The 26,812-nt window shown below is 70.1% G+C and carries 25 protein-coding genes; 18 read left to right on the top strand and 7 right to left on the bottom strand.

The window, feature by feature from the left end:
* Positions 1-297: 297 nt before the first annotated feature.
* Entirely contained in the window at positions 298-582 is a 285-nt protein-coding gene (locus FV233_RS18285; protein ID WP_147854567.1) for a hypothetical protein, read from the top strand.
* A gap of 52 nt (positions 583-634) precedes the next feature.
* Here the strand turns inward: FV233_RS18285 and FV233_RS18280 are convergent, their stop codons facing one another.
* Positions 635-1,336, bottom strand: a complete 702-nt coding sequence (locus tag FV233_RS18280) for a hypothetical protein (RefSeq protein WP_147898339.1) — start codon at positions 1,334-1,336, stop codon at positions 635-637.
* A gap of 437 nt (positions 1,337-1,773) precedes the next feature.
* On the bottom strand, positions 1,774-2,337 hold the full coding sequence (locus tag FV233_RS18275; RefSeq protein ID WP_147854569.1) for a TetR/AcrR family transcriptional regulator: 564 nt from the start codon (positions 2,335-2,337) through the stop codon (positions 1,774-1,776).
* Positions 2,338-2,442: 105 nt separating this feature from the next.
* Between FV233_RS18275 and FV233_RS18270 the strand changes: the two genes are divergently transcribed.
* The 4 genes from FV233_RS18270 to FV233_RS18255 all read left to right on the top strand — a co-directional run bounded on the left by FV233_RS18270 (position 2,443) and on the right by FV233_RS18255 (position 8,121).
* A complete protein-coding gene (locus FV233_RS18270) occupies positions 2,443-3,534 on the top strand; it encodes an efflux RND transporter periplasmic adaptor subunit (protein WP_147898338.1) in 1,092 nt (363 codons plus the stop codon).
* A 35-nt stretch (positions 3,535-3,569) separates the two neighbouring features.
* Positions 3,570-4,631, top strand: a complete 1,062-nt coding sequence (locus tag FV233_RS18265; protein ID WP_246690019.1) for an efflux RND transporter periplasmic adaptor subunit — start codon at positions 3,570-3,572, stop codon at positions 4,629-4,631.
* Between the two features lie 22 nt (positions 4,632-4,653).
* Positions 4,654-7,719 (top strand): efflux RND transporter permease subunit, encoded by a 3,066-nt coding sequence (locus FV233_RS18260; protein WP_147898336.1) that lies wholly within the window; start codon positions 4,654-4,656, stop codon positions 7,717-7,719.
* Positions 7,720-7,899: 180 nt separating this feature from the next.
* Positions 7,900-8,121 (top strand): hypothetical protein, encoded by a 222-nt coding sequence (locus tag FV233_RS18255; protein ID WP_147855867.1) that lies wholly within the window; start codon positions 7,900-7,902, stop codon positions 8,119-8,121.
* A 15-nt stretch (positions 8,122-8,136) separates the two neighbouring features.
* Here FV233_RS18255 and FV233_RS18250 read toward each other — a convergent pair whose 3' ends face one another.
* Positions 8,137-8,514 (bottom strand): 4a-hydroxytetrahydrobiopterin dehydratase, encoded by a 378-nt coding sequence (locus tag FV233_RS18250; RefSeq protein ID WP_147855868.1) that lies wholly within the window; start codon positions 8,512-8,514, stop codon positions 8,137-8,139.
* Positions 8,515-8,708: 194 nt separating this feature from the next.
* Between FV233_RS18250 and FV233_RS18245 the strand changes: the two genes are divergently transcribed.
* Genes FV233_RS18245 through FV233_RS18235 form a run of 3 tightly spaced genes read left to right on the top strand, consistent with a single transcriptional unit; the run spans position 8,709 to position 11,196 of the window.
* Positions 8,709-9,692, top strand: a complete 984-nt coding sequence (locus FV233_RS18245) for an ABC transporter substrate-binding protein (RefSeq protein WP_147898335.1) — start codon at positions 8,709-8,711, stop codon at positions 9,690-9,692.
* Between the two features lie 51 nt (positions 9,693-9,743).
* Entirely contained in the window at positions 9,744-10,481 is a 738-nt protein-coding gene (locus FV233_RS18240; protein WP_147857438.1) for an ABC transporter permease subunit, read from the top strand.
* Positions 10,462-11,196, top strand: coding sequence for an ATP-binding cassette domain-containing protein (locus FV233_RS18235; protein WP_147898334.1), 735 nt, complete (start codon positions 10,462-10,464; stop codon positions 11,194-11,196). The genes FV233_RS18240 and FV233_RS18235 overlap by 20 nt, the downstream gene beginning before the upstream one ends.
* A 42-nt stretch (positions 11,197-11,238) precedes the next feature.
* On the opposite strand, the gene FV233_RS18230 is transcribed toward FV233_RS18235, so the two are convergent.
* Together FV233_RS18230 and FV233_RS18225 are read right to left on the bottom strand one after the other, a co-directional pair.
* Complete coding sequence (locus FV233_RS18230; protein WP_147898333.1) at positions 11,239-13,176, bottom strand: hypothetical protein; 1,938 nt, start codon at positions 13,174-13,176, stop codon at positions 11,239-11,241.
* Between the two features lie 151 nt (positions 13,177-13,327).
* The gene (locus FV233_RS18225; RefSeq protein ID WP_147856233.1) at positions 13,328-13,654 is read right to left on the bottom strand and encodes an iron-sulfur cluster assembly accessory protein; all 327 of its coding nucleotides are present in this window, start codon (positions 13,652-13,654) and stop codon (positions 13,328-13,330) included.
* A 155-nt stretch (positions 13,655-13,809) separates the two neighbouring features.
* On the opposite strand from FV233_RS18225, the gene FV233_RS18220 reads away from it, so the two are divergent.
* Positions 13,810-15,057 (top strand): deoxyguanosinetriphosphate triphosphohydrolase, encoded by a 1,248-nt coding sequence (locus FV233_RS18220; protein WP_238262091.1) that lies wholly within the window; start codon positions 13,810-13,812, stop codon positions 15,055-15,057.
* Between the two features lie 54 nt (positions 15,058-15,111).
* Here the strand turns inward: FV233_RS18220 and FV233_RS18215 are convergent, their stop codons facing one another.
* The gene (locus tag FV233_RS18215; RefSeq protein ID WP_246690018.1) at positions 15,112-15,540 is read right to left on the bottom strand and encodes a hypothetical protein; all 429 of its coding nucleotides are present in this window, start codon (positions 15,538-15,540) and stop codon (positions 15,112-15,114) included.
* Between the two features lie 248 nt (positions 15,541-15,788).
* Here FV233_RS18215 and argS point away from each other — a divergent pair, with 248 nt between their 5' ends.
* From argS to tatC, 6 genes are all read left to right on the top strand, one after another.
* Entirely contained in the window at positions 15,789-17,540 is a 1,752-nt protein-coding gene (argS, locus tag FV233_RS18210) for an arginine--tRNA ligase (protein WP_147898331.1), read from the top strand.
* Between the two features lie 49 nt (positions 17,541-17,589).
* Positions 17,590-18,945, top strand: coding sequence for an SPOR domain-containing protein (locus FV233_RS18205; protein ID WP_147898330.1), 1,356 nt, complete (start codon positions 17,590-17,592; stop codon positions 18,943-18,945).
* A gap of 309 nt (positions 18,946-19,254) precedes the next feature.
* A complete protein-coding gene (nagZ, locus tag FV233_RS18200) occupies positions 19,255-20,262 on the top strand; it encodes a beta-N-acetylhexosaminidase (RefSeq protein ID WP_147898329.1) in 1,008 nt (335 codons plus the stop codon).
* A gap of 172 nt (positions 20,263-20,434) precedes the next feature.
* Positions 20,435-20,710, top strand: a complete 276-nt coding sequence (locus FV233_RS18195; RefSeq protein ID WP_147855720.1) for a twin-arginine translocase TatA/TatE family subunit — start codon at positions 20,435-20,437, stop codon at positions 20,708-20,710.
* 86 nt (positions 20,711-20,796) lie between these two features.
* Positions 20,797-21,384 carry a Sec-independent protein translocase protein TatB gene (tatB, locus tag FV233_RS18190; RefSeq protein WP_147898328.1) on the top strand — a complete coding sequence of 196 codons (588 nt, stop codon included), beginning with the start codon at positions 20,797-20,799 and terminating at the stop codon, positions 21,382-21,384.
* Positions 21,381-22,181, top strand: coding sequence for a twin-arginine translocase subunit TatC (gene tatC / locus FV233_RS18185; protein WP_147898327.1), 801 nt, complete (start codon positions 21,381-21,383; stop codon positions 22,179-22,181). The genes tatB and tatC overlap by 4 nt, the downstream gene beginning before the upstream one ends.
* A gap of 355 nt (positions 22,182-22,536) precedes the next feature.
* On the opposite strand, the gene tyrS is transcribed toward tatC, so the two are convergent.
* Positions 22,537-23,808, bottom strand: coding sequence for a tyrosine--tRNA ligase (gene tyrS / locus FV233_RS18180; protein WP_147898326.1), 1,272 nt, complete (start codon positions 23,806-23,808; stop codon positions 22,537-22,539).
* Positions 23,809-23,932: 124 nt separating this feature from the next.
* Between tyrS and FV233_RS18175 the strand changes: the two genes are divergently transcribed.
* The 3 genes from FV233_RS18175 to FV233_RS18165 form a co-directional block, all read left to right on the top strand.
* Positions 23,933-25,072 carry an anhydro-N-acetylmuramic acid kinase gene (locus tag FV233_RS18175; RefSeq protein WP_147898325.1) on the top strand — a complete coding sequence of 380 codons (1,140 nt, stop codon included), beginning with the start codon at positions 23,933-23,935 and terminating at the stop codon, positions 25,070-25,072.
* A 69-nt stretch (positions 25,073-25,141) separates the two neighbouring features.
* Positions 25,142-26,233: a catalase family protein gene (locus FV233_RS18170; RefSeq protein ID WP_147898324.1), complete on the top strand. Its 1,092-nt coding sequence runs from the start codon at positions 25,142-25,144 to the stop codon at positions 26,231-26,233.
* Positions 26,234-26,246: 13 nt separating this feature from the next.
* A partial coding sequence (locus FV233_RS18165; RefSeq protein ID WP_147898323.1) for a DUF3578 domain-containing protein occupies positions 26,247-26,812 on the top strand: 566 nt, incomplete at its 3' end.

Genomic DNA, 26,812 nt, shown 5'->3' with positions numbered 1-26,812 from the left:
CACAGGACCAGCAACATGATCTCCGGCAGCGGGTAGACCACCTTCCAACTCTGGCGCGGGTCTTCCAACGCCGAAAAATGCTCCACCAGTGCCTTGCCTGACATCGGATGCCTCACCAGACCGAGGCCCCCTGTGAATCACGCAAAAGGCAACACCGAAATCCATTCCTTTCAAGCGATCGCCCTGGGAACTGATCCTGTCCCTCTTGGCATACGTCTTAAGGCGGTCCATCATTCCGCCAAAATCGACCGTCCGCAAAAAGGACGGGTTCGCAGCAACGCTGAATGAGGAACGCCCATGCTCGCCAGCACCAGCCTCATCAAGTCGTCTTGGATCGCCGTCGATGTCGACCGCGACAGGGCGGAGCGTGTGCTCGTCGTCGAGACCTACATCGCCGTGAGCCCGCTGGAACCGAATTTCGATGCCGCGCAGTACGACCGCGTGCTCTGCTGCGTGCAGAAGGTGTTGAAGGCGCATCCGGACATCGACCGGGCTTCGATCCTCAGCATGCATCGCGGTTCCGGCTGCACCGCCCTGTTCCGCGAGCCCCCCGGGGAGGTGGCGCGGCCCGCGGCTGCCTGACGACCAATCTACCAGTTGACGAACTGCGCCCAATCGGCGAGCGCGGCCCGGTTTACGGCGTGCTCGGCTCCGGGCCGGGCTGTGGCTCGTGTGAGTCCAGGGCCACCCGGGCGGCATGAAACCACCATAGCGGGATGTCCCGGTTGGCGGTGGCCAGGTCCGACGCCCAGCCCTCCTTCGGCATGACCTCGGCCCTGTCGGCGAACAAGCGGAGCGCGCTCTCGGCCCGCTCACGTCGGCATCGTTCGCGGATCGCGACGCGCTCGGCTTCCGCCCGGGCGTCGGTCTGCTCGATCAGGCGGCGGGTCGCCAGTTCGTCGGCATCGAAGGCGAAGCGCTGCCAGAACGCCTCGGCTTCCCGGGCGACATCCCGTTCCCGCAGTGCCATCGTGAGTTCGGCCTCGGCGGCCTCCCGCGCGGTTTCCGCCGCGTTGGCCCGCGCGAGCACCCGGTTGTTGGCCTCGAGCAACTCGCGTTCTCGCTCCGGCGCCATGCGCTGACGCCGCAGGACGCGCAACTCCTCGTCGCGCGCGGTGACATCGAACCGATCCGTGATCAGGGCGGCGAGGGGACCTTCGGTCAGGGCGTCGGCGCGCTGGAGATAGCGCTCGCGCAACCCGGGGTGATGCGTATCGAGGGCGTCATCGTCCCAGGCCGGGTAATCGGCGATCCCGCTGCCGTCATGCTCGTAGAGGGTGCGCGCCAGGGCACGGCGCAGGTCGTCGGGCGGCGAGATCGCGACGTGTTCGTTCATGACGCTACGCTGGCGGCGAGTAACGGGATGGCAGTCAACGCGCTCGTGCAGCCGACGGCCCCATGGGCGCATGACGAACGCACGTCATCGCACGGAAAATCGCGCCCCGCACGCAAAGCCCTCGTCGCCGACAGGCGTGACAGTGCTGAGATTCTTTCGTCGTCGTCGTTCCGGCAGATCAGGAACGAAGCAGCAGCGCAATCTACAGGGCCGAGGCCCGCGACGCGGCGCGTAGATCTTATCTGGCGTCTCGACCATCGCGGCGCTTTGCGACCTGCATAAGGAGGTCCGTCGCCTGCACACATGTCCGATTCGCATCGTCCCTGTACCGGAGCCCGGCGGCCAGCTTTCAGGAGGATGCTATCGATATGCATCCGCCAGGAGGGCGGCCATCGTGACAGGCCAGCCACAACCGGAGGCGCGGGTTCGCGGCGCGCCTACGCGTCCGATTTGCGAGCGATGCGTTCCAGGGCGTCGAACATCGGCTTCAACTCGTCCAGGTCGAGCTGATGGAATCCCAGGGTCCGGCCCATGATCACCCCGAGGATCGCGAAGAACAGCATCGAGCCCTCGCCGGGGCAGGCGCTGTTCATCCCGCCGAGCCGGTCGAGTTGATCGGCCACGAAAGCCCGATAATCGTTCAGGGCCTCGGGATACTCGATCGACGCCAGCAGCAGAGCCCGAGACGACTCGTCGTCGTCGCAGTAATGCGAGCGGACATGCGCCACCATCGCGATCGGCAATTGCGACGGCCCGGACGGAAGTTCACCCTCGCAGGCGGCGATGCCCTCACGCAGTTCGGTGAGCTTGCGGGCCACCAGGGCCAGGATCAGCGCGTCCTTCGATGCGTAGTGATGAAGGACGCCGCCCTTGCTGAGACCGGCCTCCGCCGCGACCGCGTCGATGGTCAGGGCCCGCGCCCCGCCCTTGCGCAAGACGGCATCAGCCGCCTCCAGGATGATTTCCGGCCGTTCCGCCAGCCGCTGCCGTTTCGCGCGCATAGGTCACCATTTTAGAAACCGACTGGACGGTATGTAAGCGATGGAGTAGGACAGCGTCACGCCGTTGGGCGCCCTTCGTCCGCAACGGCCGCCGACAAGATCCGCATGTTCGCTCAACGATACACAGCTCTCGTGCTCGCGACGATCGCGCTGGCACCAGCGGCCCGGGCGGCCGAACCGGCGGCGGCGCCCGACTCGGCGCTGGTGCGGGTCCGGATCGTCGAGGCGCGGCGTACGCCGGTCGCCTCCGAGGTCGTGCTCACAGGCGACATCCAGGCCCAGGCGCAGGTCAACGTCTCGTTCCGGACGAACGGCAAGGTCGCCGAACGGCGGGTCGAGGTCGGCGACCACGTCGAGCCCGACCAGGTCCTCGCGGTGCTGGAGCCGCTGACCCAGCGGGCGAACCTCGACAACGCCAAGGCCGCCGTGGCCTCGGCCGAAGCGCTGCTGACCCAGGCCAAGATGGCGTTCGAGCGTCAGAAGCAGCTCCTGGCCGGCGGGTACACGACGCGGCCGAGCTACGACAACGCCGAGCAGGAACTGCGCACCACGCAGGCCGCGGTCGATTCGGCCAAGGCCGCGCTGGGCACCGCCCAGGAACAGTTCTCCTACACCGAGCTGCGCGCCGGCATTTCCGGGATCGTCACGAGCCGCAGCGTCGAGGTCGGCCAGGTGGTCCAGTCCGGCCAGACCGTCCTGGTGCTGGCGCAGGACGGCCCCCGGGATGCGGTGTTCAACGTCTACGAATCGCTGACCGCCCGGCCGCCGGGCGACAAGACCATCACGGTCACGCTGCAGACGAACCCGTCGATCTCGGTGAACGGCACGGTCCGCGAGATCTCGCCGACGGTCGATGCGTCGAGCGGCACGGTACGGGTCAAGATCGGCCTGGAACAGACGCCGCCGGCCATGGGGCTCGGCGCGGTCGTCATCGGCCACGGGCGGTTCGCGCCGCACGATGCGGTGATCCTGCCCTGGTCCGCGCTCTATCGCTACGGCGGTCGCCCGGCGGTCTGGGTCTACGATCCCGGCAAGCGGACCGTGTCGGTCCGCGCGGTGGAGATCGACAAATACGGGCCGGATGTCATCGCCCTGAAGGGCGGGATCGAGCCGGGCGAGCGCATCGTGATCGCAGGTATCCAATTTCTGCGTCCCGGGCAGGAGGTTGCTGCCAACCTCGTCGAGAGCAACCCATGAACACGCGTGCGGTTCTGACCCTCACCGCCTGTGCCATGATTCTCGGCGGATGCGGCGGACACGATGACGAGCACGCGGAGGCTGCGCCTGCGCCCGTGCGGCCGGTCCTCACGCAGGTCGCCGTGCCGAAGGACGCCGTCATGTTCGGCCCGTTCGCGGGGACGGTCGAGCCCCGCTACCAATCCCAGCTCGGCTTCCAGATCCCCGGCCGGATGATCGCGCGCGACGTGACCGTCGGCGACATCGTCACCAAGGGGCAGCGGCTGGCCGCCCTCGACACCGTGGTGACGCGGTTCGACCTGACCCGGGCCGAGGCCGACCTCGCGGATGCCCGGGCGCAGGCCGAGAACGCGGACGCCGCCGAGGCGCGCGCCCGGCGGCTGATGTCGGGCAACAACGTCTCGCAGGCGACCCTCGATCAGGCCGTGGCCAAGCGCGACACCGCGAAGGCGCGGCTCGATCAGGCGGCGGCGAGCCTTCAGAAGGCCCGGGACCAGATGGGCTACACGGAACTCAAGGCCGAGTTCGACGGCGTCGTCACCCAGCGCCTCGCCGAAATCGGTCAGGTGCTGAGCGCCGGCCAGGGCGTCGTCACCGTCGCCCGGCCGGAGATCCGCGAGGCGGTCGTGGACATCCCGGAGCAATATGTCGGCGCGCTGCCGGCGGATGGGGTCTTCACGGTGTCGCTCCAGAGCGCGCCCGAGCTGACCGCCCGGGGCCGCATCCGGGAGATCGCGCCGCTCGCCGAGGCCGGGACGCGGTCCCGGCGCATCCGCATCACGCTCGACGCTCCCGGCCCGGCCTTCCGCTTGGGTGCGACGATCGACGTGGCGCTCTCCCGCAAGGTGCCGCGCCACATCCTCCTGCCCGCCGCCGCGCTGCTGGAAGACGGCCCGCGCCGCTCGGTCTGGGTCGTCGACGGGGCCGGACAATCCGTCACGCGCCGGGACGTGACCCTGGCCTCCACCGTCGAGACGGTCGAGGCCGGGCGCATCGCCATCCGTGACGGCGTCGAACCGGGCGAGCGCGTCGTCGTCGCCGGCGTCCACGCCCTGCAGCAAGGCCAGGCCGTGCGCCTGACCGACGACGCCCGTTGAGCCGGTCGGACAAGGGTTTCCCGTGAAGGCTTTCAATCTCTCCGACTGGGCGCTCGGGCACCGCTCGTTCGTCTGGTTCCTGATGGCGGTCTCGCTCGTGGCTGGCGTGATGGCCTACAGCCGCCTGGGCCGCGAGGAGGACCCGCCGTTCACGATCAAGACCATGGTCGTGCAGACGACGTGGCCGGGCGCCACGATCAAGGACACGATCGATCAGGTCACCGACCGGATCGAGAAGGAGCTGCAGCAGCTCAACGCCCTGGATTACGTCCGCAGCTACACGACGCCGGGCTCGTCCACGGTGTTCGTGCAGTTCCGCGACACGCTGAAGAAGTCCGAGGTCCAGCCGGCCTTCTACCAGGTCCGCAAGCGGCTCGGCGACATCAAGGGGCAGTTCCCGGACGGGGTGCAGGGCCCGTTCTTCAACGACGAGTTCGGCGACGTCTACGGCAACATCTACGCCTTCACGGCCGACGGGCTGACCTACCGCCAGTTGCGCGACTACGTCGAGGGCATCCGCACGGAGGTGCTCAGGGTCCCCGACATCGGCAAGACCCAGCTGATCGGGACCCAGGCCGAGACCATCTATCTCGACTTCTCGACCCGCAAGCTCGCCGGCTACGGCATCGACTTCCAGGCGTTGATCAAGGCGCTTCAGGCCCAGAACGCGGTATCGGCCTCCGGCGTGGTGCAGGCCGGGCCGGAGCGCGTGTCGCTGCGGGTCAGCGGGTCGTTCACGTCGGAGGCGTCGCTGCAGGACGTGAACCTGCGGGTCAACGACCGGTTCTTCCGGCTGGCCGACATCGCCGAGATCAGCCGCGGCTACGAGGATCCGCCCGCCCCGATGTTCCGGGTCGACGGCAAGGCCGCCATCGGCCTCGCCATCGCGATGCGGCCGGGCGCCAACCTGCTGCATTTCGGTGAGGCGCTGAAGGCGCAGATGCGCCGGATCGAGGCGACGCTGCCCGTGGGCGTGGGCGTCCACCTCGTCTCGGATCAGCCCAAGCAGGTCGAGCACGCGGTCGGCGGCTTCACCGAGGCGCTGGTCGAGGCCGTGGTGATCGTGCTCGCGGTCAGCTTCGTGAGCCTCGGCGTGCGCGCCGGACTGGTGGTCTCGGTGTCGATCCCGCTGGTGCTGGCGATCGTCTTCGTGGTCATGCAGCTGATGGACGTGACGCTCCAGCGCATCTCGCTCGGCGCGCTGATCATCGCGCTCGGCCTCCTCGTCGACGACGCCATGATCACGGTGGAGATGATGGTCGCCCGGCTGGAGCGGGGCGACACGCTGCGGAAGGCGGCGACCTTCGCCTACACCTCGACGGCGTTCCCGATGCTGACGGGCACGCTCGTGACGGTGGCGGGCTTCCTGCCGATCGGCTTCAACGGTTCGGGAGCCGGCGAGTACACCTACTCGCTGTTCGTGGTGCTGGCCGCCGCGCTGCTGGTCTCCTGGGTGGTGGCCGTTCTCTTCGCTCCGCTGATCGGCGTGACGCTGCTGCCGAAGACCGTGAAGCACCATGCCGAGAAGCGTGGGCTGTTCACCCGCCTGTTCCTGGTGATGCTCAAGCTCGCGATGGCCTGGCGCTGGACCACGGTGGTCCTCTGCCTGGCGCTGATGGCGGCGGCCATCGTCGGGATGGGCCATGTCCAGCAGCAGTTCTTCCCGTCCTCGGATCGCTCCGAGGTGCTCGTCGACCTGACGCTGCCCCAGAACGCCACCATCGCCGAGACCAAGGCGCAGATGGACCGGTTCGAGGCGAAGCTGAAGGACGATCCGGACGTGACGAGCTGGTCGTCTTATGTCGGCCAGGGCGCCGTGCGCTTCTACCTGCCCCTCGACCAGCAGCTCTCCAACGCGTTCTACGGCCAGATCGTGGTCGTGACGAAATCCCTGGAGATCCGCGATCAGGTCATGGCGCGACTGCAGGCGATCGGCCGGCGCGACTTCGTCGGCACCGATGTCCTGATCCAGCCGCTCAGCCTGGGCCCGCCGGTCGGGCGCCCGGTCCAGTACCGCCTCAGCGGCCCGGACATGGAGACGGTGCGCCGCCTCGCCCTCGACCTCGGCAACGTGGTCGCCGCCGACAAGCGCCTCGACGTGCCGACCTTCGATTGGAACGAGCCGGGCAAGGTCCTGCGGGTCGAGATCCTCCAGGACAAGGCACGCCAGCTCGGCGTCACCAGCCAGGACATCGCCGGCATCCTCAACGGGATCGAGGGCGGCCAGGCGATCACCCAGGTGCGCGATTCGATCTACCTCGTGAACGTCGTCGGGCGGGCGCGGGCGGCCGAGCGGTCGTCGCTGGACACCCTGCAATCCCTGCAGGTCGGCCTCGCGAACGGCTCCGTCGTGCCGCTGCTGTCCTTCGCGCGGATCGGCTACGACCTGGAGCAGCCGATCGTCTGGCGTCGGAACCGCCTGGCGACCGTGACGGTGCGGGCCACGATCCGCGACACCACGCAGCCGGCCACCATCGTGACCGCCCTGCAGCCCGGCATCGACGCCTACGCGAAGGCCCTGCCCGAGGGCTACGCGCTGGAGACGGGCGGCGCGGTCGAGGAATCGGCCAAGGGACAGGGCCCGATCGCCGCGGTGGTTCCGGTGATGCTGCTCACCATGGCGCTGCTGCTGATGGTCCAGCTTCAGAGCGTCGGGCGGATGCTGCTGGTCTTCACCGTAGCGCCCCTCGGGCTGATCGGCGTCGTGCCGGCGCTGCTGCTGTTCGACAAGCCGATGGGCTTCGTGGCGATCCTCGGGATCCTGGCGCTGATCGGCATCATCATCCGCAACGCCGTGATCCTGGTGAGCCAGATTGAGGAGTTCCGGGACGAGGGCATGGCGCCCTGGGATGCGGTCTACGAGGCGACCCACCACCGGATGCGGCCGATCCTGCTCACCGCCGCCGCGGCGAGCCTGGGCCTGATCCCGATCGCCCGGGAGGTGTTCTGGGGACCGATGGCGTTCGCCATGATCGGCGGCATCCTGGCCGCGACCTTCCTGACGCTCCTGTTCCTGCCCGCCCTCTATGTCGGTTGCTACCGGATCCGGCCCGAGAGCCGCGACCGGCCCGCGGCGCAGAGCGCCTGAGCGTCCGGCATCACGGATCGCAGCGTGTCCTCACGCTGCGATGAGCGGTCGGCCCGCCCCTCCGCCCCCTCAGGGCGGGCCGACCGTGAATCGTTTCCCCGCGCGCCCGCCGCGCCGCGGGCGGAAACTCCGGGCTGTTCCCGCGCGTAAGCGGGCCTGGAGCCGAGGAGCACCGCCCGCATGAACGCCTTCATCGCCGTCGTCCTGGTCTGCGCGAACGGGATCGCCCAGGAGGCCTGCACCGATGCCGAAGCGCTGGAGGTGCGCAAGGTCCGCGTCGCCAACGAGCTCGGCTGCGCCACCGGCTGGCAGGAGATCATCGCCCGCACCGACCGGCGCGACGAGATCGGCAAGTCCGCCTACCTCAAGACCGAGTGCCGCCGGGTGAAGGAGCCGCAGTGACCGGGACCGGGTCCGCTACTTCTCGTACTTGATGTAGGCGAAGCGCGGATCCGACGGCGTGCCCTCCAGACCCTGCCCCTCCAGCGCCGGCTGCCAGGACACGACCTCCTCGATCTTCCTGGCCAGGGCGAAGTCCTTTTCGGTGATGCCCTTGGCCGCATGGTTCATCAACCGCACCTCCACCCAGGCGTAGGACGCGGTGATGTCGGGGTGGTGCCAGGCGGCCTCGGCGAGGTGACCCACCGTGTTGATCACCATGAGCGTGCCCTTCCACCCCGCCGTCTTGTAGGTGCGGCGGATCCAGCCGTCCTCCAGCCGCCAGTCCGGCAGCTCGGCCTTGAGCCGCGCTTCCACGGCCGCCTCGTCCAGAACGCCTTCGCGCCGCTCGCTCATTCGCCTCGTCCTTTTCATCCCGTCGAAGTTCGAGGGTGCCCGCGCCGTCGGCGGTGCGCAAGCGCGCAGGGGCGCCGGCCCCGGTGGACGGAGCGCCATGCGGGCCCTATGACCATTTTCCAATGGCGTCAGGACAAGTCCGCGCCCAAGTCTGCGATCTTCCAAGACCGCACAATACGATGGGAGAAGGCGTGATGCTGTCACGGCGCGCAATGCTCGCCGGCGGCCTGCTCGGCGGCCTCGGCCTGCGGGCGGCGCGGGCGGACGTGCCGGCGATCCGCCTCGGGAGCCTCCCGTTCGGCACCTCGACCTGGGAGGCGGCGGTGATCAAGGCCCGGGGCCTCGATACCGCCAACGGTTTCCAGCTGGACGCGGTCAAGCTCGCCGGCAACGACGCGGCGCGGATCAGCTTCATCGGCGGACAGGTCGACACGATCATCGGCGACCTGCTCTGGGCAGCCCGCCTCGGCAACGACGGCCAAGCCGTGCGCTTCATCCCGTACTCGACCTCGGAGGGCGCCGTGATGGTGCCACCCGACAGCCCGATCAAGAGCCTCAAGGACCTCGACGGCAAGCGTTTCGGCGTCGCCGGCGGCCCCCTCGACAAGAACTGGCTGCTGCTGAGGGCGCAGGCCCGGGATGCCGCCGGCATCGACCTCGAGCGCGCCACCGAGATCGCGTACGGCGCGCCGCCGCTGATCACGCTGAAGCTGGAGCAGGGCGCCCTCGACGCGGCGCTGACCTACTGGACCTATTGCGCCCGCCTCGAGGCCAAGGGCTTCCGCCGGCTCGTGGGCGCCGAGGACATCATGCACGCGCTCGGTGTGGCCGGCGACGTCTCCCTGATCGGCTACCTGTTCCAGGACGCCACCGTGAAGGAGAAGCCCGAGGCCGTGGCGGGCTTCGCCCGGGCGTCCCGGTCGGCGAAGGACATGCTGGCCGCCGATCCGAGCACCTGGGAGATCGTGCGCCCGCTCATGGCGGCCGAGAACGACGCGACGTTCGAGGCCCTGAAGCGCGACTTCCTGGCCGGCATCCCGCGCCGGACGGTGGCGGCGGAGCGGACCGACGCCGAGAAGCTCTACGCCGTCATGTCCCGGCTCGGCGGCGCACGGCTCGTCGGGAAGGGCGCCGGGCTGCCGCCGGACCTCTATTACGACAACGGCCGCGATGGCTGAGCTGCCCGTCAGGCTGGCTTTCAGGTCGGGGATCCGGATCGCCGGAACCGCATGGGCGCGCTGACCCGTATCGCGTCCCTGGTCGTGCTCATCGCCGCCTGGCAGTTCGCCGCGCTGGAGGCCGGGTCGCGCCTGTTGCCGGCGCCGATGGCTGTGCTGCGCTTCATCGTGCAGGAGGCCGAGCGCGGCGACCTGTTCCACAATGTCGGGATGACGCTGCTGCGGGTGGCGATCTCCTTCGCGGTGGCGATGGTGCTGGGGATCCTGCTGGGGGTGGCGCTCGGTCGCTCGAAGGCCGCCGACCTCACCCTCGACACGCCGCTCCTCGTCCTGCTCAACACCCCGGCGCTGGTGATCACCGTGCTGGCCTATGTCTGGGTCGGGTTGACCGAGACCGCCGCGATCCTGGCCGTGGTGCTCAACAAGCTGCCGAACGTCGCGGTGATCGTGCGCGAGGGCGCCCGCAACCTCGATCCCGGCCTCGACGAGATGGCCCGGGCCTACCGGTTCGACCGGCGCACCTGGGCGCTGGACGTGCTGGTCCCACAGCTCCAGCCCTACGTGGTCACGGCGGCCCGCTCCGGCCTGTCGCTCGCCTGGAAGATCGTCCTGGTGGTCGAGCTGCTGGGGCGCCCCGACGGGGTCGGCTTCGCGATCAACTACTACTTCGTGCAGAGCACCGACGTGGCCGCGATCATCGGTTACAGCCTCGTCTTCATGACCGTGATGATCGGCATCGACGTCCTCCTCCTCCAGCGGCTCGAAGCGCATGTCCGCCGCTGGCGCTGAACCCGTCCTGCAGGTCGAGATCGCCGCGAAGCGCTACCGCGCCAAGGGCGCCGAGCCGGTGGAGGCCGTCCGCGACCTGTCGTTCGGGGTCGGGGCCGGCGAGATCGTCTGCCTGATCGGGCCGTCCGGCGCCGGCAAGACCACGACGCTGCGGATCCTGCTCGGCCTCGACACCGACTTCGAGGGCCGCGTCTCCGGGGCCGGCCAGGCCGGCATGGTGTTTCAGGAGCCGCGCCTGCTCCCCTGGCGCAGCATCGAGCACAATGTCCGGCTGGGCCTGCCGCGGGCGCGGCGCGGACGCGACCTCGACGCGCTGTTCGCCAAGCTCGGCCTGACGCCCTGGCGCGGCAGCTACCCGAAGGCCCTGTCGCTCGGCATGCAGCGGCGGGTCGCGCTGGCGCGGGCGCTCGCCGACGGGCCGCGGGTGCTGGTCCTCGACGAGCCGTTCGTGTCCCTCGACGATGCCGCGGCGGCCGAGCTGCGCGGATTGGTGGTCGACACCGTGGATTCCGCCGGAATGAGCGTCCTCATGGTGACCCACAACGTCGCCGAAGCGATCGGGATCGCCGACCGGCTGCTGCTCGTCTCGAAACGGCCGGCGACGCTCATGGCGAACGTGACGCTCGACCGCCCGCGCAGACAGCGCGACCGCGCCTGGGCCGAAACCACCCGGGCCGCGCTGGCGGCGGCGCATCCGGGGATCATCGCGGAGTAGCCTGTACGGCGTGCGAACCGCCCGCGGACACTTGCCGAGGGGTCAATTCGCCTTGGCGTCCACGTCCATCCGGTCGAGCAGGGCTGCCGGCGAGCGCGCCGCGCCGATATCGATGAAGCCGATGCCGGCGGGCTCCTTCGACTTCGCGTGCAGCACGAGCTTGCCCGGCTTCATGACGAACTGGCCCATCGCGGCGCCGATGCCCTTGGCCGCCGCCGTGTTGCCGAGGATCACCGGCACGCCGAGCAGGCTGGCGGTGACGTATTCCTTGCGCAGCTCGTCCGGTCGCAGGCTGAGATCCTTCGATTGCACGGCGAGGAAGCGCTCGAACAGGCCGGCATTCTCCACCGTGAGGTCGAGGTTCTTGGCGCTGCCCGTGAACATCAGCATCGTGGCCGCGGGCAGGCTTCCGTTGAAGAGCTCCGGCCCGATGCCGCCGAGGGTCCCCGACAGCCGGACGGTCCCGATATCGCGCCCCGAAATCGTGACTTCGCGCAGCGACAGGTCGCGGGCCTTCCCGTCCAGGGACGCGTCGGCCACGAGATCGAGGTCGAGATCCCGATAGCCGTAGGCCGGAAGCGCGCCGATGATCGGCGCCCCGGCGACGTACTCCGCCGGCAGGCTCAGGCCGGAGAGGGTCAGCCGCCCGGCCGTCGGAACCCCGTCCTGCGGCGGGCCGAAGGACAGCTTGGCTTCCCGCAGGGCCACCCGCCGTGTCGGCGCCGGCGTGATCGTCACCGCGAGCGGGTCGCCGGGCTGCACGGTCGCGGGCTTGGGCTCCGGGAGCTTTCCGTCCGCGGACCGGCCCGTCGTCGGCTTCCCCGGTGCGGGGACGCGGGGGGTGGCGCGGGGATCCGGCGGGACGGCCTTGGGGAGCTCGGTGTCGAGCGGCAGGTCGATGCTCAGGTCGGTCAGGGTCAGGCCGCCCAGCGCCGGCGTCAGCCGATGCATCTCGGCATCGCTGAACCCGGACCGGCTGGCGGGATCGGCCGCGGCGTTGCGCAAAGCCGCGATGGTCGGCGCGAGCGAGACGTCCGCCAACGCGAGGCGGGCGAGATGCGCGCGCAGGCTGCCGCGCGCCAGCGTGATGTTCTCCAGGACCGTGCCCGCATCCGACCCGGCGGCGTAGGTCGCCCGCGCGATCTCGAACAGGACCGGTCCCTGCGGATCGGTGTTGCTGACGCTCAGGCCCTGCATGTCGAGGCTGCCCAGCGTGGTGGCCTCGATCAGGTCGGCGGCCGAGGCCGCGAAGGTCCGCCGGTCGTTGGGCCCCTGGAAGCCGGCGGCCACGATCTCGAACGCGCCGTTCCAGCCGTCCGGCACCTGCCTGCCGCCGAGGTCGCGCCCGTTCAGACGCGCGATCTTCACGGTGGTGCCGCGCGCGTCCGAATAGGTCACGTCGGAGACCTGGATCGTGCCGTAGACCTTCTGGACCGGGCCCTTGCCGTCGCCCGGGACGGTGTAGAGCCGGCTCAGCGCCGCGAGGTCGAGATCTGTCGCCCGGACCTGGCCGTAGGTGCCGTCGCCGCGGTTGGGGCCCGTGACGGCGCTGACCGTCGCGCCCGCGGCGGTCAGTTCGCCCACGCGTCCGGCCTTCACGTCGCGGGCGACCACGTCGCGATAGGTGACGGTCTGGCGGTCGGTGCCGGGGCCGGCATGCTCCGAGCTGAGAACCGGGATCGTCAGGCTGCCGGCATCGAGCCGTGCCAGCCGCGCCTCCCAGGGCTCGGCCGAATCCGGTTTGAGGATCGCGGCAAGCTCATCCTTGGACAGGCGCGTGCCGCTGGCCGTCAGCTTGGGCGCCCGCAGCATCGTCCCGCCGAGCGGCAGCATGACGTCGGTGATCGTCACGTCCTGGACAGCGGCGGCGCCTTCCTGGGCCGCCAGCGGGGCCGGTGCCGCCGCCCCGGCGAGGCAGGCGAGGGCGCAGGTCGCGGCCAACGCCGACCGGAGGCGGGATCGGACCTTCGGATGGATCATGGGAGGGTCCGGATCACGGCTGAGCGGGGTTGCCGCATGGGTGCCGCGTTTTACCGGCCGAGGCAATCGGACACCGGAGGCGCGGGCCTTGAGCCGGCTCCAGTGTCGTAGCCGCGCAACGGCCGTCCCGAGGGGAGGCCGTCGCGTCGGGTCAGAGCGAGAAGGAGGTGCCGCAGCCGCAGGATGCGGTCGCCAGCGGATTCTCGATCTTGAAGGACTGGCCGATCAGGTCGTTCACGAAGTCGATGGTCGAGCCCGACATGTATTCCAGCGACACGGGATCGACGATCACGGTGGCGCCGTCGCGCTCGATCGCCACGTCCTGCGCCTCCCGGGACCGGGCGATGTCGAACGCGTAGGAGAATCCGGAGCAGCCGCCGCCGTTGACGCTGATGCGCAGAGACGCGCCCGGGGGCTCCGCCCCCATGATTTCGTTGATGCGCTTGGCGGCGCGGGGGGTCAGGGTGATCTCAGCCATCTTTAGCTCTGGCCACGCAGCTGTTCGGTGGACGGCGTCGCCCGGCTGTTGCCGAGCCCGCCTAAGCCCACAAGATATGGGTTCGAGGCCCGCGCCGCAACGCGCCGGGCGGGGAGGGGTCATGATCAGGCTGCGTGAGATCGAGGATGGGCGCCGTGCGGCCGAACGGTGAGCGCTGGCGGGCGGCCTACGCCACGGATCCGGCGCGGACGCGCGGACGGCTGATCGCGGAGGCCTCCTCGCCGACCCGCAGCGACTTCCAGCGCGACCGGGACCGGATCATCCACTCCACGGCGTTCCGCCGCCTGAAGCACAAGACCCAGGTCTTCGTGCACCACGAGGGCGATCATTACCGCACCCGCCTGACCCACACCCTCGAGGTCAGCCAGATCGCGCGGGCGCTCGCCCGGGCGCTGGGCCTCGACGAGGATCTGGCCGAAGCCCTGGCGCTGAGCCACGACCTCGGCCACACCTGCTTCGGCCATACCGGCGAGGATGCGCTGGAGGCCTGCATGGCGGCCCATGGCGGGTTCGATCACAACGCTCAAGCCCTGCGCATCGTCACGCGGCTCGAACGGCGCTACGCCGGTTTCGACGGGCTGAACCTCGCCTGGGAAACCCTGGAGGGGCTGGTGAAGCACAACGGCCCGCTGCTCACCGAGGGCGGCAAGCCGACGGCGCGCTACGCCGCGCGCGGCATCCCGGCCGCCATCCTGGAATATGACGCCCTGAACCCGCTGGACCTGTGGAGCCAGGCCGGCCCGGAGGCGCAGGCGGCGTCGCTCGCCGACGACATCGCCTACGCGGCGCACGACCTCGACGACGGCCTGCGGGCGGGCCTGTTCGAGATCCCGGAGCTGCGCGCCGTGCCGTTCCTGGCCGACATCCTCGACGAGATCGACCGGCTGCATCCGGGCCTGGACCCGTCGCGCGTCATCCACGAGCTGGCCCGGCGCGTCATCACCCGCTTCGTGGAAGACGTGATCCGCGAGGGCGGCCGCCGGATCGCCGCGCTAAGTCCCGCACGCGTCGAGGACATCCGCCACGCGTCCGAGCCGGTCATCGTGTTCTCGCCGGCCATCGCGGAGGCCGACGCCGAGATCATGCGGTTCCTCTGGGCCCGGATGTACCGGCATCCGGGGGTCGTGGCGGTGCGCAAGAAGGCCGACGCGATCGTCAACGACCTGTTCGCGGCGTTCACGGCCGCGCCGGAGCGGATGCCCGAGGAGTGGAGCGCCGGCCTGGCGGACGCACCCGAAGGGCGCATCGCCCGGCGTGTGGCCGACTACATCGCCGGCATGACCGACACCTACGCGGTGCTGGCCCATCGCAAGCTCTATCCGACCACGCCCGACCTCCACTGGGAGTTGCCGAGCCGCGGCCTGCCCCTCGCCGAACCGTGAGGTCCGGCGAGGACGCGCGGGCGATCAGCAGCCGCAGCCGCAGGTGAAGCTGCCCTAGCAGCCACCGGAGCCGTACCCGCCGTAACCGCCATAGGCGGCCGGGTAGGCGTAGTCGTACCCGCCGTAGGCCGCGGGATAGCCGTAGCCATAGCCGCCGCCTCCGCCATAGCCGCCGTACAAACTGCCGGCCGCGAGCCCGAGACCCAGGCCGATGCCCGCGCCGGCCAACCCGTAGCCGAGGCCGCGCCCGTAGCCGCCGCGATACCCGTAGCCGCGGCCATAGCCGAAGCCGCGGCCGTAACCGCCGCGCCCGGCGAAGCCGCCGTGATAGCCGCCGTAACCGCCGTGGAAGCCGCCGCCCCGGAAGCCCCTTGCCTCGGCGCTCGGGGCCGCCAGGGCTACCGCGCAGAGCGCCGCGCCGGCCAACATCAAGGTCTTCATGAAGATCTCCAAGATCGAGAATTTTGCGATCTTGTCGATCACATAGACTCTCGCGACCCAAGACAAGATGGTCCGGTGGGCGTCGGTAGTCATCGCGTGGGGATAAACTGCGCTGTTCCCGCCGAATGCCAGCTCGTTCCGGTGGCGCGGTTAACGCCGGCTTGCTCCGCGGGCCGGCCGGCCCGCGTCGCCGCCGTGACACTCTCCCGCCCCCTTGCTAGACGGCTCCCGGCGGGCGCGGGCCGAGACGGCCCTGCGGCAGCATCCCCGCGCGAGCGAGACCGAGACCGATGAACATCTTCGCCCTGTTCGAGGCGCGTGTGCGCGAGGCCGTGGAGGCGCTGACCCGCGCCGGCCAGCTGCCCCAGGGCCTCGACCTCGGCCGCGTCGTCGTCGAGCCGCCGCGCGACACGACGCATGGCGACCTGGCCACGAACGCCGCGCTGGTCCTGGCCAAGGAGGCACGGACCAACCCGAAGGCCCTGGGGGAGGCCCTGGCCGCGGAACTACGCGCCGACCCGCGCATCCTGGAGGCCGGCGTCGCGGGCCCGGGCTTCATCAACCTTCGGCTCGCGCCCGGGATCTTCCAGGATGTGATCCGCAGCGCGCTCGCGGACCCCGAGCAGTTCGGCCGCGCCCAGCTCCCCGGGGGAGCGATCAACGTCGAGTACGTCTCGGCCAACCCCACCGGACCGATGCATGTCGGCCACGGCCGCGGCGCGGTGTTCGGCGACGCCCTGTGCAACCTCCTGGTCGCGGCCGGCCGCCAGGTGACGCGGGAATATTACATCAACGACGCCGGCGCCCAGGTCGATGTCCTGGCCCGATCCGCCTACCAGCGTTACCGCGAGGCGCTGGGCGAGCCGTTCGCGATCGCCGAAGGGCTCTATCCGGGCGATTACCTCAAGCCCGTCGGCGTCCACCTCGCCGAGACTCACGGCCGCGCGCTCCTCGACCGGCCGGAGTCCGAATGGCTCCCCGCCGTGCGCGAAACGGCCCTCGCCATGATGATGGACATGATCCGGGCCGACCTCGCGGCGATCGGCATCCGGCACGACGTGTTCTTCTCCGAGCGGACGCTGCAGCAGAGCGGCGCCGTGAAGGCCCTGCTCCAGGAGCTGCGCGAGCGCGGGCTCGTCTACGAGGGCCGCCTGCCGCCGCCCAAGGGCCAGTTGCCCGAAGATTGGGAGGACCGCGAGCAGACGCTGTTCCGGACCAAGGATTTCGGCGACGACAACGACCGTCCGCTGCTGAAGTCGGACGGGTCCTACACCTACTTCGCCTCCGACATCGCCTACCACCGCGCGAAGTACCTTGCGGGCGCCACCGAGCTGATCGACGTGCTCGGCGCCGACCACGGCGGCTACGTCAAGCGCATGCAGGCGGCCGTGAAGGCGGTCAGCGACGGCAAGGCGACGCTCGACGTGAAGCTCTGCCAGCTGGTGCGGCTGTTGCGCGCGGGCGAACCCGTGAAGATGTCGAAGCGGGCCGGCGAGTTCGTGACCCTGCGCGACGTGATCGACGAGGTCGGCCGCGACGCGATCCGGTTCATGATGCTCTACCGGAAGAACGACGCGACCCTCGATTTCGACCTCGCCAAGGTAGTCGAGCAGTCGAAGGACAACCCGGTCTTCTACGTCCAGTACGCCCATGCCCGCGTCCGCTCGGTGCAGCGGCAGGCGCGCGAGGCTTTCCCTGGCGCCGACCTTTCGCCGGCAGCGTTGCTGCGCGAGGCCGATTTCGACCTCCTGACCGATCCCGGCGAGATCGAGGTGATGCGGCTGGTCGCCCAGTATCCCCGCGTCCTCGAATCGGCAGCCGTGGCGCACGAGCCGCACCGGATCGCGTTCCACCTCTATGAAATGGCGGCCGCGCTTCATACTTTATGGAACAAGGGCAAAGACTTGCCGCAATTACGGTTTGTTAATGCAACCGACCGAAAGTCGACCTGGGCGCGGCTGGCGCTCGTCGAGGCTCTCCGGAGTACCCTCGCGGCCGGCCTCGCAGTGCTCGGTGTGACCGCGCCGGATGAGATGCGATAGGCTCGATATGCATCGGGCCGGTGACCGGCCGTGATGTGAGGATGCTGCCATGACGAACGCTTCGCGCGCTCAGGTCGATTTGGACGCCCTCGCGCGCGATCTGCGTCAGGAGCAGGGGCGCGTCGCCTCGGGTGGCGCCAAGCCCGATCCGCTGGCCGAGCTGGCGCGGATCGTCGGACAGGACGACCCCTTCCGCGCGCTTCTTGCGGCCCGCGACGAGATGCGTGGCGCGGCGCCCGCACAACCGCAGGCCGGCTGGGACGGCCGGGTCGAGCCGAGTTTCGCCGCCGAGCCGGCCAAGCCGAACCCCGCCGACGCCTTCGACCAGTACCTGGCCTCGGTGGAGCGCGACACCCACGAGGAGCCGGTCGCGTACGGCGCGGAAGCCGTGGATCCGCAGGAGCCCGCCGCGTCGGACTACGCGGACGGCCGCACCCTGCGCCGGGTGAACCCGCGCCGCCGCCTGGCCTCCGTCGGCGCCGGCATCGCCATCGTCGCCGTGGCGGTGACGGGGGCGCTCACCTACAGGGGCCTGCAGGGTTCGGGCGGCGCCGGCGGCGTGCCGGTGGTCCAGGCCGATTCGACCCCGCTCAAGGTCGCCCCGAAGGTCGCCGACGGCGTCGAGATCCCGGACCAGAACCGGCAGATCTACGACACCAAGGGCAAGACCAAGGAAGGCCAGATCAAGATCGTCAACCGCGAGGAGCAGCCCATCGACGTCGCCGAGGCGGCCCGCGCGGCGCAGGGGACCGGTCCTGCCGGCGGTGCGCAGAGCGGCACCACGCCTGGTAACGGCCCGTTCGAGGCGTTCGGCGAGCCGCGCCGGGTCCGCACCGTCGCGGTGAAGCCGGAGGCCCCTCCCGCGCCGGTCCAGCGCGAGGCCCAGGCCGACGCCGCGCCGGCCCCGATCCCGACCATGGTGTTGCCCACCGACGAGCCGCCCCAGACCAAGTCCAAGCCCGGCCGCCAGGCCGCCGCCTCCCTGGCGGCGCCGGATCCCGAGCCGGTCCAGGCCGCGCCGAATTCCATGGCGGCCGATGCCGCCCCGCCGAAGTCCGTCGCCGTCAAGCCGGCCCCGAAGGCCGCGCAGCGGGTCGCCACGGTGGCCACGCCGGCCCCGGACGCGCCGGACGCCGTCGACGACACCGTCAAGACCGGTTCGGTCGGCGGGTTCTCGGTCCAGCTCGGCGTCCGCAGCTCCGCCGCCGAGGCGAAGGCGGCGCTCAAGCAGATGCAGGCCAAGTACAGCGGCCTCGCCGGCAAGCCCGAGCTGATCCGCCAGGCCGAGGTCAACGGCAAGACGATCTTCCGCGTCCGCGTCGGGCCGCTGGCCAAGAATGAGGCGACCAGCCTGTGCAGCACCCTGCAGGGCGAAGGCGGGCAGTGCTTCGTGGCCAAGAACTGAGGTCGCGGTAACGCCGGCCACCGGTGGTGCTCGCGATCCAGCGCGAGACGATGTCCACGCATCGTCGCCGGACGTGAGCGACGGCCGGGGCCAGGCGTGTTTCCCTCCCCAGCGGACGGGGAGGGGCCAAGCTGAGGGGACGGTGCACGCGAGTCCCGCCCGCAACACTCGGTCCCCGAGGCGGTCTTCATCGAGGCGGCCCCGCGGTTTCGCCTTGCCGGCTCCCTGTTCCCGTCCGACTCTGCCAGCACCGATTCGCCGAACCCGATCGATCTTCCGCCGCACCCGCGCGGCCACCGAGAACCCCGCATGACCGCCCGTGCCCTGATCCTCGGCTGCGCCGGCAAGACGCTCTCCGTCGAGGAGGCCGCCTTCTTCCGGGACGTGCGGCCCTGGGGCTTCATCCTGTTCAAGCGCAACATCGGCACGCCGGACGAGGTCCGGGCGCTGACGGCGTCGCTGCGGGACTGCCTGGGCTCCGACGCAGCCCCGATCCTGATCGACCAGGAGGGCGGCCGGGTCCAGCGCATGGGCCCGCCGCACTGGCCGGCCTACCCGGCGGGCGGGCGCTACGGTCGCCTGAACGGAAGCGCCACCGCGATCGCGCGGCTCGGGGCCCGGCTGATGGCCCACGATCTCGCCGAGGTCGGCATCAACGTCGATTGCGCCCCCGTACTGGACGTGCCGGCCTCGGGCTCGCACGACATCATCGGCGACCGGGCCTACGGATCGACCCCGGATCGGGTGGCCGAGATCGGCCGGGCCGTCGCGGAAGGCCTGATGGCCGGCGGCGTCCTGCCGGTGATGAAGCACGTGCCCGGCCATGGCCGCGCCGCCTGCGACAGCCATCATGGCCTGCCGGTGGTGGAAGCCACCCTGACGGCGCTGGCTGCCCAGGACTTCCGGCCGTTCCAGGCGCTCGCCGACCTGCCGATGGCGATGAGCGCCCATGTCGTCTTCACGGCCATCGATCCCGACCGCCCGGCGACCCAGTCGGCGACCGTCATCCGCGACGTGATCCGCGGCGCCATCGGCTTCGACGGGCTGCTGATGACCGACGACCTGTCGATGCACGCGCTCACCGGCACGTTCCGCGACCGGACCGCAGCCGCCTTCGCGGCGGGGATCGATGTCGGGCTGCACTGCAACGGCGCGATGGACGAGATGCGGGCGGTCGCCGAGGCGGCACCAATCCTCGACGGCGCAGCCGCCCGGCGGGCCGCAGCCGCGCTCGCCCGCCTGGACCGCGCCGGCGACGGGCTCGACGTGCCCGAAGCCCGGGCCCGGTTCGCCGCCGCGCTCGCCACCGCCGCCTGATCCGCGGCCTTCCACCGCGGGCATCCACCGTCCCTGATGCCGCCTCTGCTTGTGTTCGGGCGGTCCGATCCCTAGGTTCGCCCGGAATTCTTCAACCGGTCGTGGCGTCCCGCTCCCTCAGGGGAGCGCAGGCAAGTGGGCGCGGCCAGGTGGGCGCACGCAGGAGGTTGCCATGGGCAGCATGAGTATCTGGCACTGGGTCATCGTTGCCGTCATCGTCATGCTGCTGTTCGGACGCGGCAAGGTCTCGGACCTGATGGGCGACGTCGCCAAGGGCATCAAGGCGTTCAAGAAGGGCATGGCCGAGGACGAGACGCCGCCGGCCAGCAGCCAGCCGGTCGCTCCGCCGAACGAGCCGGTCCGCACCATTCCCCACACCGCCGAGACGAGCCCCGGGACCGCGGTTCCGGCGAGCCATCTGCCCGGCGGCGAGCGCAAGCCGGTCTGAGGACTGTCAGGGCGCGCGCTGTGGTGTAGAGCCTGACGGGGTTCGGATCGAGGTCCGGATCCCAGGGCAGCGGGACCGTCGACGACATGCTGGACATGAGCTGGGGCGAGGTGATGCTGATCGGCGGCGTCGCCCTCATCGTCATCGGGCCGAAGGACTTGCCGAAGGCGCTGCGCACCGTCGGGCAGATCACCACGAAACTGCGCCGCATGGCCGGCGAGTTTCAGATGCAGTTCAACGAGGCGATCCGCGAAGCCGAACTCGACGAAGTCCGCAAGGAGGTCGACGGCATCCGCAACACGGTTCGCACCGCGAGTTCCGGCTTCAATCCGGTCCAGACGATCCGGGACGAATTGAAAGGCGCGGTCGAGGGCCGGGTCGCCGCCCGCCAGGGTTCCGAGCCCCTCGGCCCCGAGAAGCCGGCCGCGGACGCGCGCTCCCTGGCCGACGCCACGGCTCAGCTCAAGGCCGAGCGGGACGCCGTCGCACCGGCCAACGCAGAACCGGCTGCCGCCGAGGCTGCGCCGCATACCGACGCGGTGCCGCACGCCGCCCCGCCCGAGGCCCCGCTCCCGGTCCCCGGCTCGGTCGACGATCCCTACGGGCCGCCGGCCGAACCTCCGACCCCGCACGACGCTCCCCTGGATCCGAAGAACGGCGCCACTGCCCGATGATGAGCGACGCCGACGAGGCCGAGATCGAAGCGTCCCGGGCACCGCTGCTCGAACATCTGATCGAATTGCGCGCGCGGCTGATCAAGTCGCTGGCAGCCTTCGTGGTGATGTTCTTCGGCTGCTTCTTCTTCTCCCGGGATATCTACAACATCCTGGTCTATCCCTACGTCTCGATCGTGGGGGTCCAGAACGCCGAGCTGATCGCGACGCACTTCCTCGAGCAGGTTTTCACCAACATCAAGCTCAGCGTGTTCGGCGCCGCGTTCCTGGCCTTCCCGGTGATCGCGACGCAGATCTACGCCTTCGTGGCTCCGGGCCTGTACCGGAACGAGCGCAAGGCGTTCCTGCCCTACCTCGTGGCCACGCCGATCTTCTTCATCCTCGGCGCGCTGGTGGTGTTCTTCCTGGCGATGCCGCTGCTGATCAAGTTCTCGGTGTCGCTGCAGCAGGTCGGCGTGGCCGGCGAGCCGACGATCAAGCTGCTGCCCAAGGTCGACGAGTATCTCTCGCTGATCATGACGCTGATCTTCGCCTTCGGCATCGCGTTCCAGTTGCCGGTGATCCTGACGCTGCTCGGCCAGATCGGCATCATCGACGCAGCCTTCCTGCGCGAGAAGCGCCGCTACGCGATCGTTCTCGTCTTCGTCGTGGCCGCGGTGTTGACCCCGCCGGACGTCATCTCCCAGCTTTCGCTCGCGCTGCCGATGCTGATCCTCTACGAGGCCTCAGTGTTCTCGGTGGCCCGGGTGGAGAAGCTGCGCGCGGCGCGTCGGGCCGCGGAAGGGTTGGATCCGTAAGGATCGGCGTCGGCAGCGATCAACGGTTCGGAATGCGTTTCACCGCTGAGCTGTGACCTGCGGCATGCCGACGATGCCAAGACGGCAAGATCGATCGCCGTGTCATTCCGGGGCGCCGCAGGCGAGCCCGGAACCCATAACCGCCAACGGTGCAAAGCCTTGAGCTGTCGGCGTGTATGGATCCCGGGCTCCGCTTCGCGGCCCCGGGATGACAAGGAGGAGGCTTGTGCCGCTGCGCGCGTCCTGCCCCGCCCGTCCCAACCATTCAGCACACGGGCCGGGATTCCAGTCGAGCGAACCGGCGCCAATCAATCTTGGTTCTCGAGGGATGCGAGACAAGCGCCTCGCTGGAGCCCTATGCCGTCCGCAGCAGCACGTGACGCTTCTTGCCGAAGGACAGCTTGATCACCCCGTCCCGGGTCAGGTCCGCCGGCGTCAGCACCGCCTTCTCGTCCGTCACGGCGACATCGTTCACCCGCAGCCCGCCGCCCTTGATCTGGCGGCGCGCCTCGCTGGTCGAGGGCACCAGCTTGGCGATGTCCGGCCCGAACGCGGTGAGCACGCCGAGTCCGGCTTCGAGGGTGGCGGCCGGAACGGTGACGCTGGGGAGATCCGTCGCGAGGGTGCCTTCGACGAACGTCTTCCGGGCGGTCTCGGCGGCGGCTTCCGCCACCTCGCGGCCGTGCATCAGCGCCGTGGCCTCGGTGGCGAGCACCGTCTTGGCCGCGTTGATCTCGGAGCCGGCCAGCGCCGCGAGCCGCGCGATCTCTTCCATCGGCAGCAGGGTGAACAGCTTCAGGAAGCGGACCACGTCCGCATCCTCGGTGTTGCGCCAGAACTGCCAGTAATCGTACGGCTTGAGCATGTCCGGGTTGAGCCAGACCGCGCCGGCGGCGGTCTTGCCCATCTTGGCGCCCGAAGAGGTGGTCAGCAGCGGGCAGGTCAGGGCGTAGAGCTGGGGCGTGCCCATGCGCCGGCCGAGATCGATGCCGTTGACGATGTTGCCCCACTGATCCGAGCCGCCCATCTGCAGGGTGCAGCCGTAGCGGCGGTTCAGCTCCACGAAGTCGTAGGATTGCAGGATCATGTAGTTGAATTCCAGGAACGACAGTTCCTGGTCGCGCTCCAGGCGCATCCGGACGCTGTCCATCGACAGCATGCGGTTCACCGAGAAATGGCGGCCTATGTCGCGCAGCATCTCGATGTAGTTGAGCTTGGTCAGCCACTCGGCGTTGTCGACCATCACGGCATCGCCGGCGCCCTCGCCGAAGCGCAGGAACCGATCGAAGGTCTTGCGGATCTCGGCCTTGTTGGCGTCGATCTGCTCGACGGTCAGGATCTTGCGGCTCTCGTCGCGACCGGACGGGTCGCCGACCCGGGTGGTGCCGCCGCCCATGAGGGCGATCGGCTTAGCCCCGGTGGCCTGCAGCCAGTGCAGCATCATGATCGACAACAGGTGCCCGACATGGAGCGAGGGCGCCGTGCAATCGTAGCCGACATAAGTCGTCAGCCGACCTTCGAGCGCCGCGGCATCGATCCCGGCGAGGTCCGAGGTCTGGTGGATATAGCCGCGCTCGGTGAGGATCCGCAGGAAGTCGGATTTCGGCGCGAAGCTCTCGGCATTCATGGCTGCGGTCTCGGGTCGCCAGCCGGCGCGACAGGCCGAGGCTCTGCGTGCTAGCTCGCGCTGGGGTTCAGGATACGGCGCGCTCTTAGCAGGGCGTTCGCCGAAAGGCACGGGGTCGAGCACAATGGCGATGATGCGCGCGATCGGACTGATGAGCGGCACCTCGCTGGACGGCGTCGACATCGCGCTGATCGAGACCGACGGCGAGCGGGTCCACGTCGTCCGAGGGCACAACAATTTCCTCGAGCCGATGGGGCCGACCGGCTATCGCGGCTATTCCGACGAGGAGAAGGCGCTGCTGCGGGTGGCGACCAAGGATGCGGAATCGGTGCTCCATCCGGGCGACCGGCCCGGACGGCTGCCCGAGGCGGAGGCCTTCGTCACCCAGGCCCATGCCGAGGCCGTGGAGCGCTTCCTCGCCGAGAACGGCCTGAACGCGCGCGACATCGACGTGATCGGCTTCCACGGCCAGACCGTGATCCACCGGCCGGACCAGCGCATCTCGATCCAGATCGGCGACGGGCAGGCGCTGGCCACCCGGCTCGGCATCCCGGTGGTCTCCGACCTGCGCCGGGCGGACATCGAGGCCGGGGGGCAGGGCGCGCCGCTGGTGCCGGTGTTCCACAAGGCGCTGGCCGAGGCCTCGGGCTTCGACGGACCGTTCGGCATCCTCAACATCGGCGGCGTCGCCAACGCCACGCTGATCGATTCGAAGGGCGGCGTGATCGCCTTCGACACCGGCCCCGGCAACGCCCTGATCGACGAGTGGATGCAGGAGCGCGAGGGCAAGAACCTCGACGACGGCGGCCGTACCGCCGCCCGGGGCCGCGCCGACGAGCCGCTGCTCGCCTGGCTGCTGATGCACCCGTTCTTCTTCCGCCGCCCGCCGAAATCCCTCGACCGGAACTGGTTCTCGCACAAGCTGGCCGGTCAGCTCTCCACGGAGGACGGCGCCGCGACGCTCACGGCCTTCACGGCGCGGGCGGTGGCCCGGGCCCTGGACCACGCCCCCGAGATCCCGACCCGCTGGATCGTGGCGGGCGGCGGCGCGCGCAACGGCGAGCTGGTGCGACTGCTGAACTACCACCTGCGCTCCGAGATCACGACCGCGGACGCGATCGGCTGGTCCTCGGCCTACCTGGAGGCGCAGGCCTTCGCGTATCTGGCGGTGCGTTCGCTCCGGGGGCTGCCGATCACGTTCCCGTCCACCACCGGGGTGCGCGAGCCGATGACCGGCGGGATGCTGGCGCGACCGATTGCCTGATCGCGAGGCCCGAACCCGACGAACGGCCCGGCGGTTGGACGTCGATAGAGGCGATCGGGATCAGAGACCTTGGCCGAGACCTACCTCCGCTACCACGACGGCATCGAGACGCCCGCGCCCGACGAGTCCGAGACGATCGACGCGATCATCGCGTCGATGACCCGCGAGAGCGAGACGACGGCCGCGCGCTACGGCCATGCGGTGCGGGCCTCGCACGCCAAGGTCAGCGGCGTGGTCGTGGGCGAGCTTCAGGTGGCTTACGACCTCCCGCCCGAGCTGAAGCAGGGCCTGTTCGCCAAAAGTGGCAGCTATCCGGTGATCGTGCGCTTCGCGCAGGGGCCGGGGGAGTTGCTCAAGGACAGCGTCTCGACCCATCGGGGCATGGCGATCAAGGTGCTGGGCGTCCCGGGTGAGACGCTGCCCGGTCACGGCGCCGCCACGCAGGATTTCGTGCTCGCCACCGGCCCGGTCTTCCCGAACCCGGACGCCAAGGGCTTCCTGGGCAGCATGAAGCAGCTGGAAGCCGGCACGAAGGCGCCGGAGGCCGTCAAGTCCGTTGCGTCTCACATCGCAAGGGCGGCCGACGCGGTGGTGAAGGCGGCGACCGGCGAGAGCTCGGCGCTGCTGGACTTCTTCGGACACCAGCCTCTGCACCCGTTGGCCGAGCCGTATTATTCCCAGGCCGCGCTCCGCTACGGTGATCATGTCGCGAAGATCGCGGCCTTCCCGGCCGGCGCGCGGCAGCAGGCCCTGGCGGACGAGGAGCTGCAACCGGGCCAGGACCCAGACGCGTTCCGGCACGCGGTCGGTGCCTTCTTCGCGGGCGATGCGGCCGTCTTCGAACTCCGCGTCCAACTCTGCACCAACCTCGACGACATGCCGGTCGAGGATGCATCGAAGCGCTGGGACGAGGCGGCCAGTCCCTACCGCACCGTGGCGCGGCTCGTCCTGCCGGCCCAGGATGCCCGGTCCGAGGCGCGGACGCGCTACGCCGACGACGTGCTGTCCTTCCGGCCGGCCCACAGCCTGGCGGCGCATCGCCCCCTGGGCTCACTGATGCGGGCACGGCTCAAGACCTATCAGGCGCTCTCCAACTTCCGCCACGGCCGCAACCAGACGCCGGAGACGGAGCCGACATCCATCGAACAGGTACCGGCGTGATGCCGGCGAGCGGGTGAGCCTCGGCCACGCCCTGCGCCGGATCGTCGAGGAATACCCACTCGCCCGCCTCGACCCCCCGGCCGGGCATCCCCTCGCGGCGGTGATCCGGCGCGGTGCGCCGGATGAGTTGCGGGCGGCCCTCGACCCGATCGATGGACCGTTCCTCGTCAAGGGCAGTCCCGGCCGGGGCACCCGTTGGGCCGCCGTCCCGTGGTTGGCGGTGTTCGACCCGGCCGTCACGACCAGCGCGACGCGGGGCTATTACCTCGTCTACCTGTTCCCGGCGCACCGCCCGGTCGTCCACCTGTCCCTGGCGCAGGGGACCGTGGCCGCGATCCGCGAGCACGGGCCGCGCGCCGAGGCCTACCTGCGCACCAGCGGGGATGCCCTGCGCGTACGCCTCGCCGACTTCGCCGAGCGCCTGCCGAACCGGTCCATCACCCTCGGCAGCGCCGGCGAGCTGCCGGAGGGGATGCATCGAAGCGCTGGGACGAGGCGGCCAGTCCCTACCGCACCGTGGCGCGGCTCGTCCTGCCGGCCCAGGATGCCCGGTCCGAGGCGCGGACGCGCTACGCCGCC

Origin of the sequence: Methylobacterium sp. WL7 (assembly GCF_008040085.1) — a bacterium.
GTDB classification, from domain to species: Bacteria; Pseudomonadota; Alphaproteobacteria; order Rhizobiales; family Beijerinckiaceae; genus Methylobacterium; species Methylobacterium mesophilicum.
Note: the sequence above shows the minus strand (reverse complement) of the source record. Positions and strands in the feature narration are given on the sequence as shown.

Bases quoted from the DNA above. Each gene is read 5' to 3' on its own strand.
- FV233_RS18285 (WP_147854567.1), top strand. From the start codon at position 298: ATGCTCGCCAGCACCAGCCTCATCAAGTCGTCTTGGATCGCCGTCGAT.
- FV233_RS18280 (WP_147898339.1), bottom strand. From the start codon at position 1,336: ATGAACGAACACGTCGCGATCTCGCCGCCCGACGACCTGCGCCGTGCC.
- FV233_RS18275 (WP_147854569.1), bottom strand. From the start codon at position 2,337: ATGCGCGCGAAACGGCAGCGGCTGGCGGAACGGCCGGAAATCATCCTG.
- FV233_RS18270 (WP_147898338.1), top strand. From the start codon at position 2,443: ATGTTCGCTCAACGATACACAGCTCTCGTGCTCGCGACGATCGCGCTG.
- FV233_RS18265 (WP_246690019.1), top strand. From the start codon at position 3,570: ATGATTCTCGGCGGATGCGGCGGACACGATGACGAGCACGCGGAGGCT.
- FV233_RS18255 (WP_147855867.1), top strand. From the start codon at position 7,900: ATGAACGCCTTCATCGCCGTCGTCCTGGTCTGCGCGAACGGGATCGCC.
- FV233_RS18250 (WP_147855868.1), bottom strand. From the start codon at position 8,514: ATGAGCGAGCGGCGCGAAGGCGTTCTGGACGAGGCGGCCGTGGAAGCG.
- FV233_RS18245 (WP_147898335.1), top strand. From the start codon at position 8,709: ATGCTGTCACGGCGCGCAATGCTCGCCGGCGGCCTGCTCGGCGGCCTC.
- FV233_RS18240 (WP_147857438.1), top strand. From the start codon at position 9,744: ATGGGCGCGCTGACCCGTATCGCGTCCCTGGTCGTGCTCATCGCCGCC.
- FV233_RS18235 (WP_147898334.1), top strand. From the start codon at position 10,462: ATGTCCGCCGCTGGCGCTGAACCCGTCCTGCAGGTCGAGATCGCCGCG.
- FV233_RS18230 (WP_147898333.1), bottom strand. From the start codon at position 13,176: ATGATCCATCCGAAGGTCCGATCCCGCCTCCGGTCGGCGTTGGCCGCG.
- FV233_RS18225 (WP_147856233.1), bottom strand. From the start codon at position 13,654: ATGGCTGAGATCACCCTGACCCCCCGCGCCGCCAAGCGCATCAACGAA.
- argS (WP_147898331.1), top strand. From the start codon at position 15,789: ATGAACATCTTCGCCCTGTTCGAGGCGCGTGTGCGCGAGGCCGTGGAG.
- FV233_RS18205 (WP_147898330.1), top strand. From the start codon at position 17,590: ATGACGAACGCTTCGCGCGCTCAGGTCGATTTGGACGCCCTCGCGCGC.
- nagZ (WP_147898329.1), top strand. From the start codon at position 19,255: ATGACCGCCCGTGCCCTGATCCTCGGCTGCGCCGGCAAGACGCTCTCC.
- FV233_RS18195 (WP_147855720.1), top strand. From the start codon at position 20,435: ATGGGCAGCATGAGTATCTGGCACTGGGTCATCGTTGCCGTCATCGTC.
- tatB (WP_147898328.1), top strand. From the start codon at position 20,797: ATGCTGGACATGAGCTGGGGCGAGGTGATGCTGATCGGCGGCGTCGCC.
- tatC (WP_147898327.1), top strand. From the start codon at position 21,381: ATGATGAGCGACGCCGACGAGGCCGAGATCGAAGCGTCCCGGGCACCG.
- tyrS (WP_147898326.1), bottom strand. From the start codon at position 23,808: ATGAATGCCGAGAGCTTCGCGCCGAAATCCGACTTCCTGCGGATCCTC.
- FV233_RS18175 (WP_147898325.1), top strand. From the start codon at position 23,933: ATGGCGATGATGCGCGCGATCGGACTGATGAGCGGCACCTCGCTGGAC.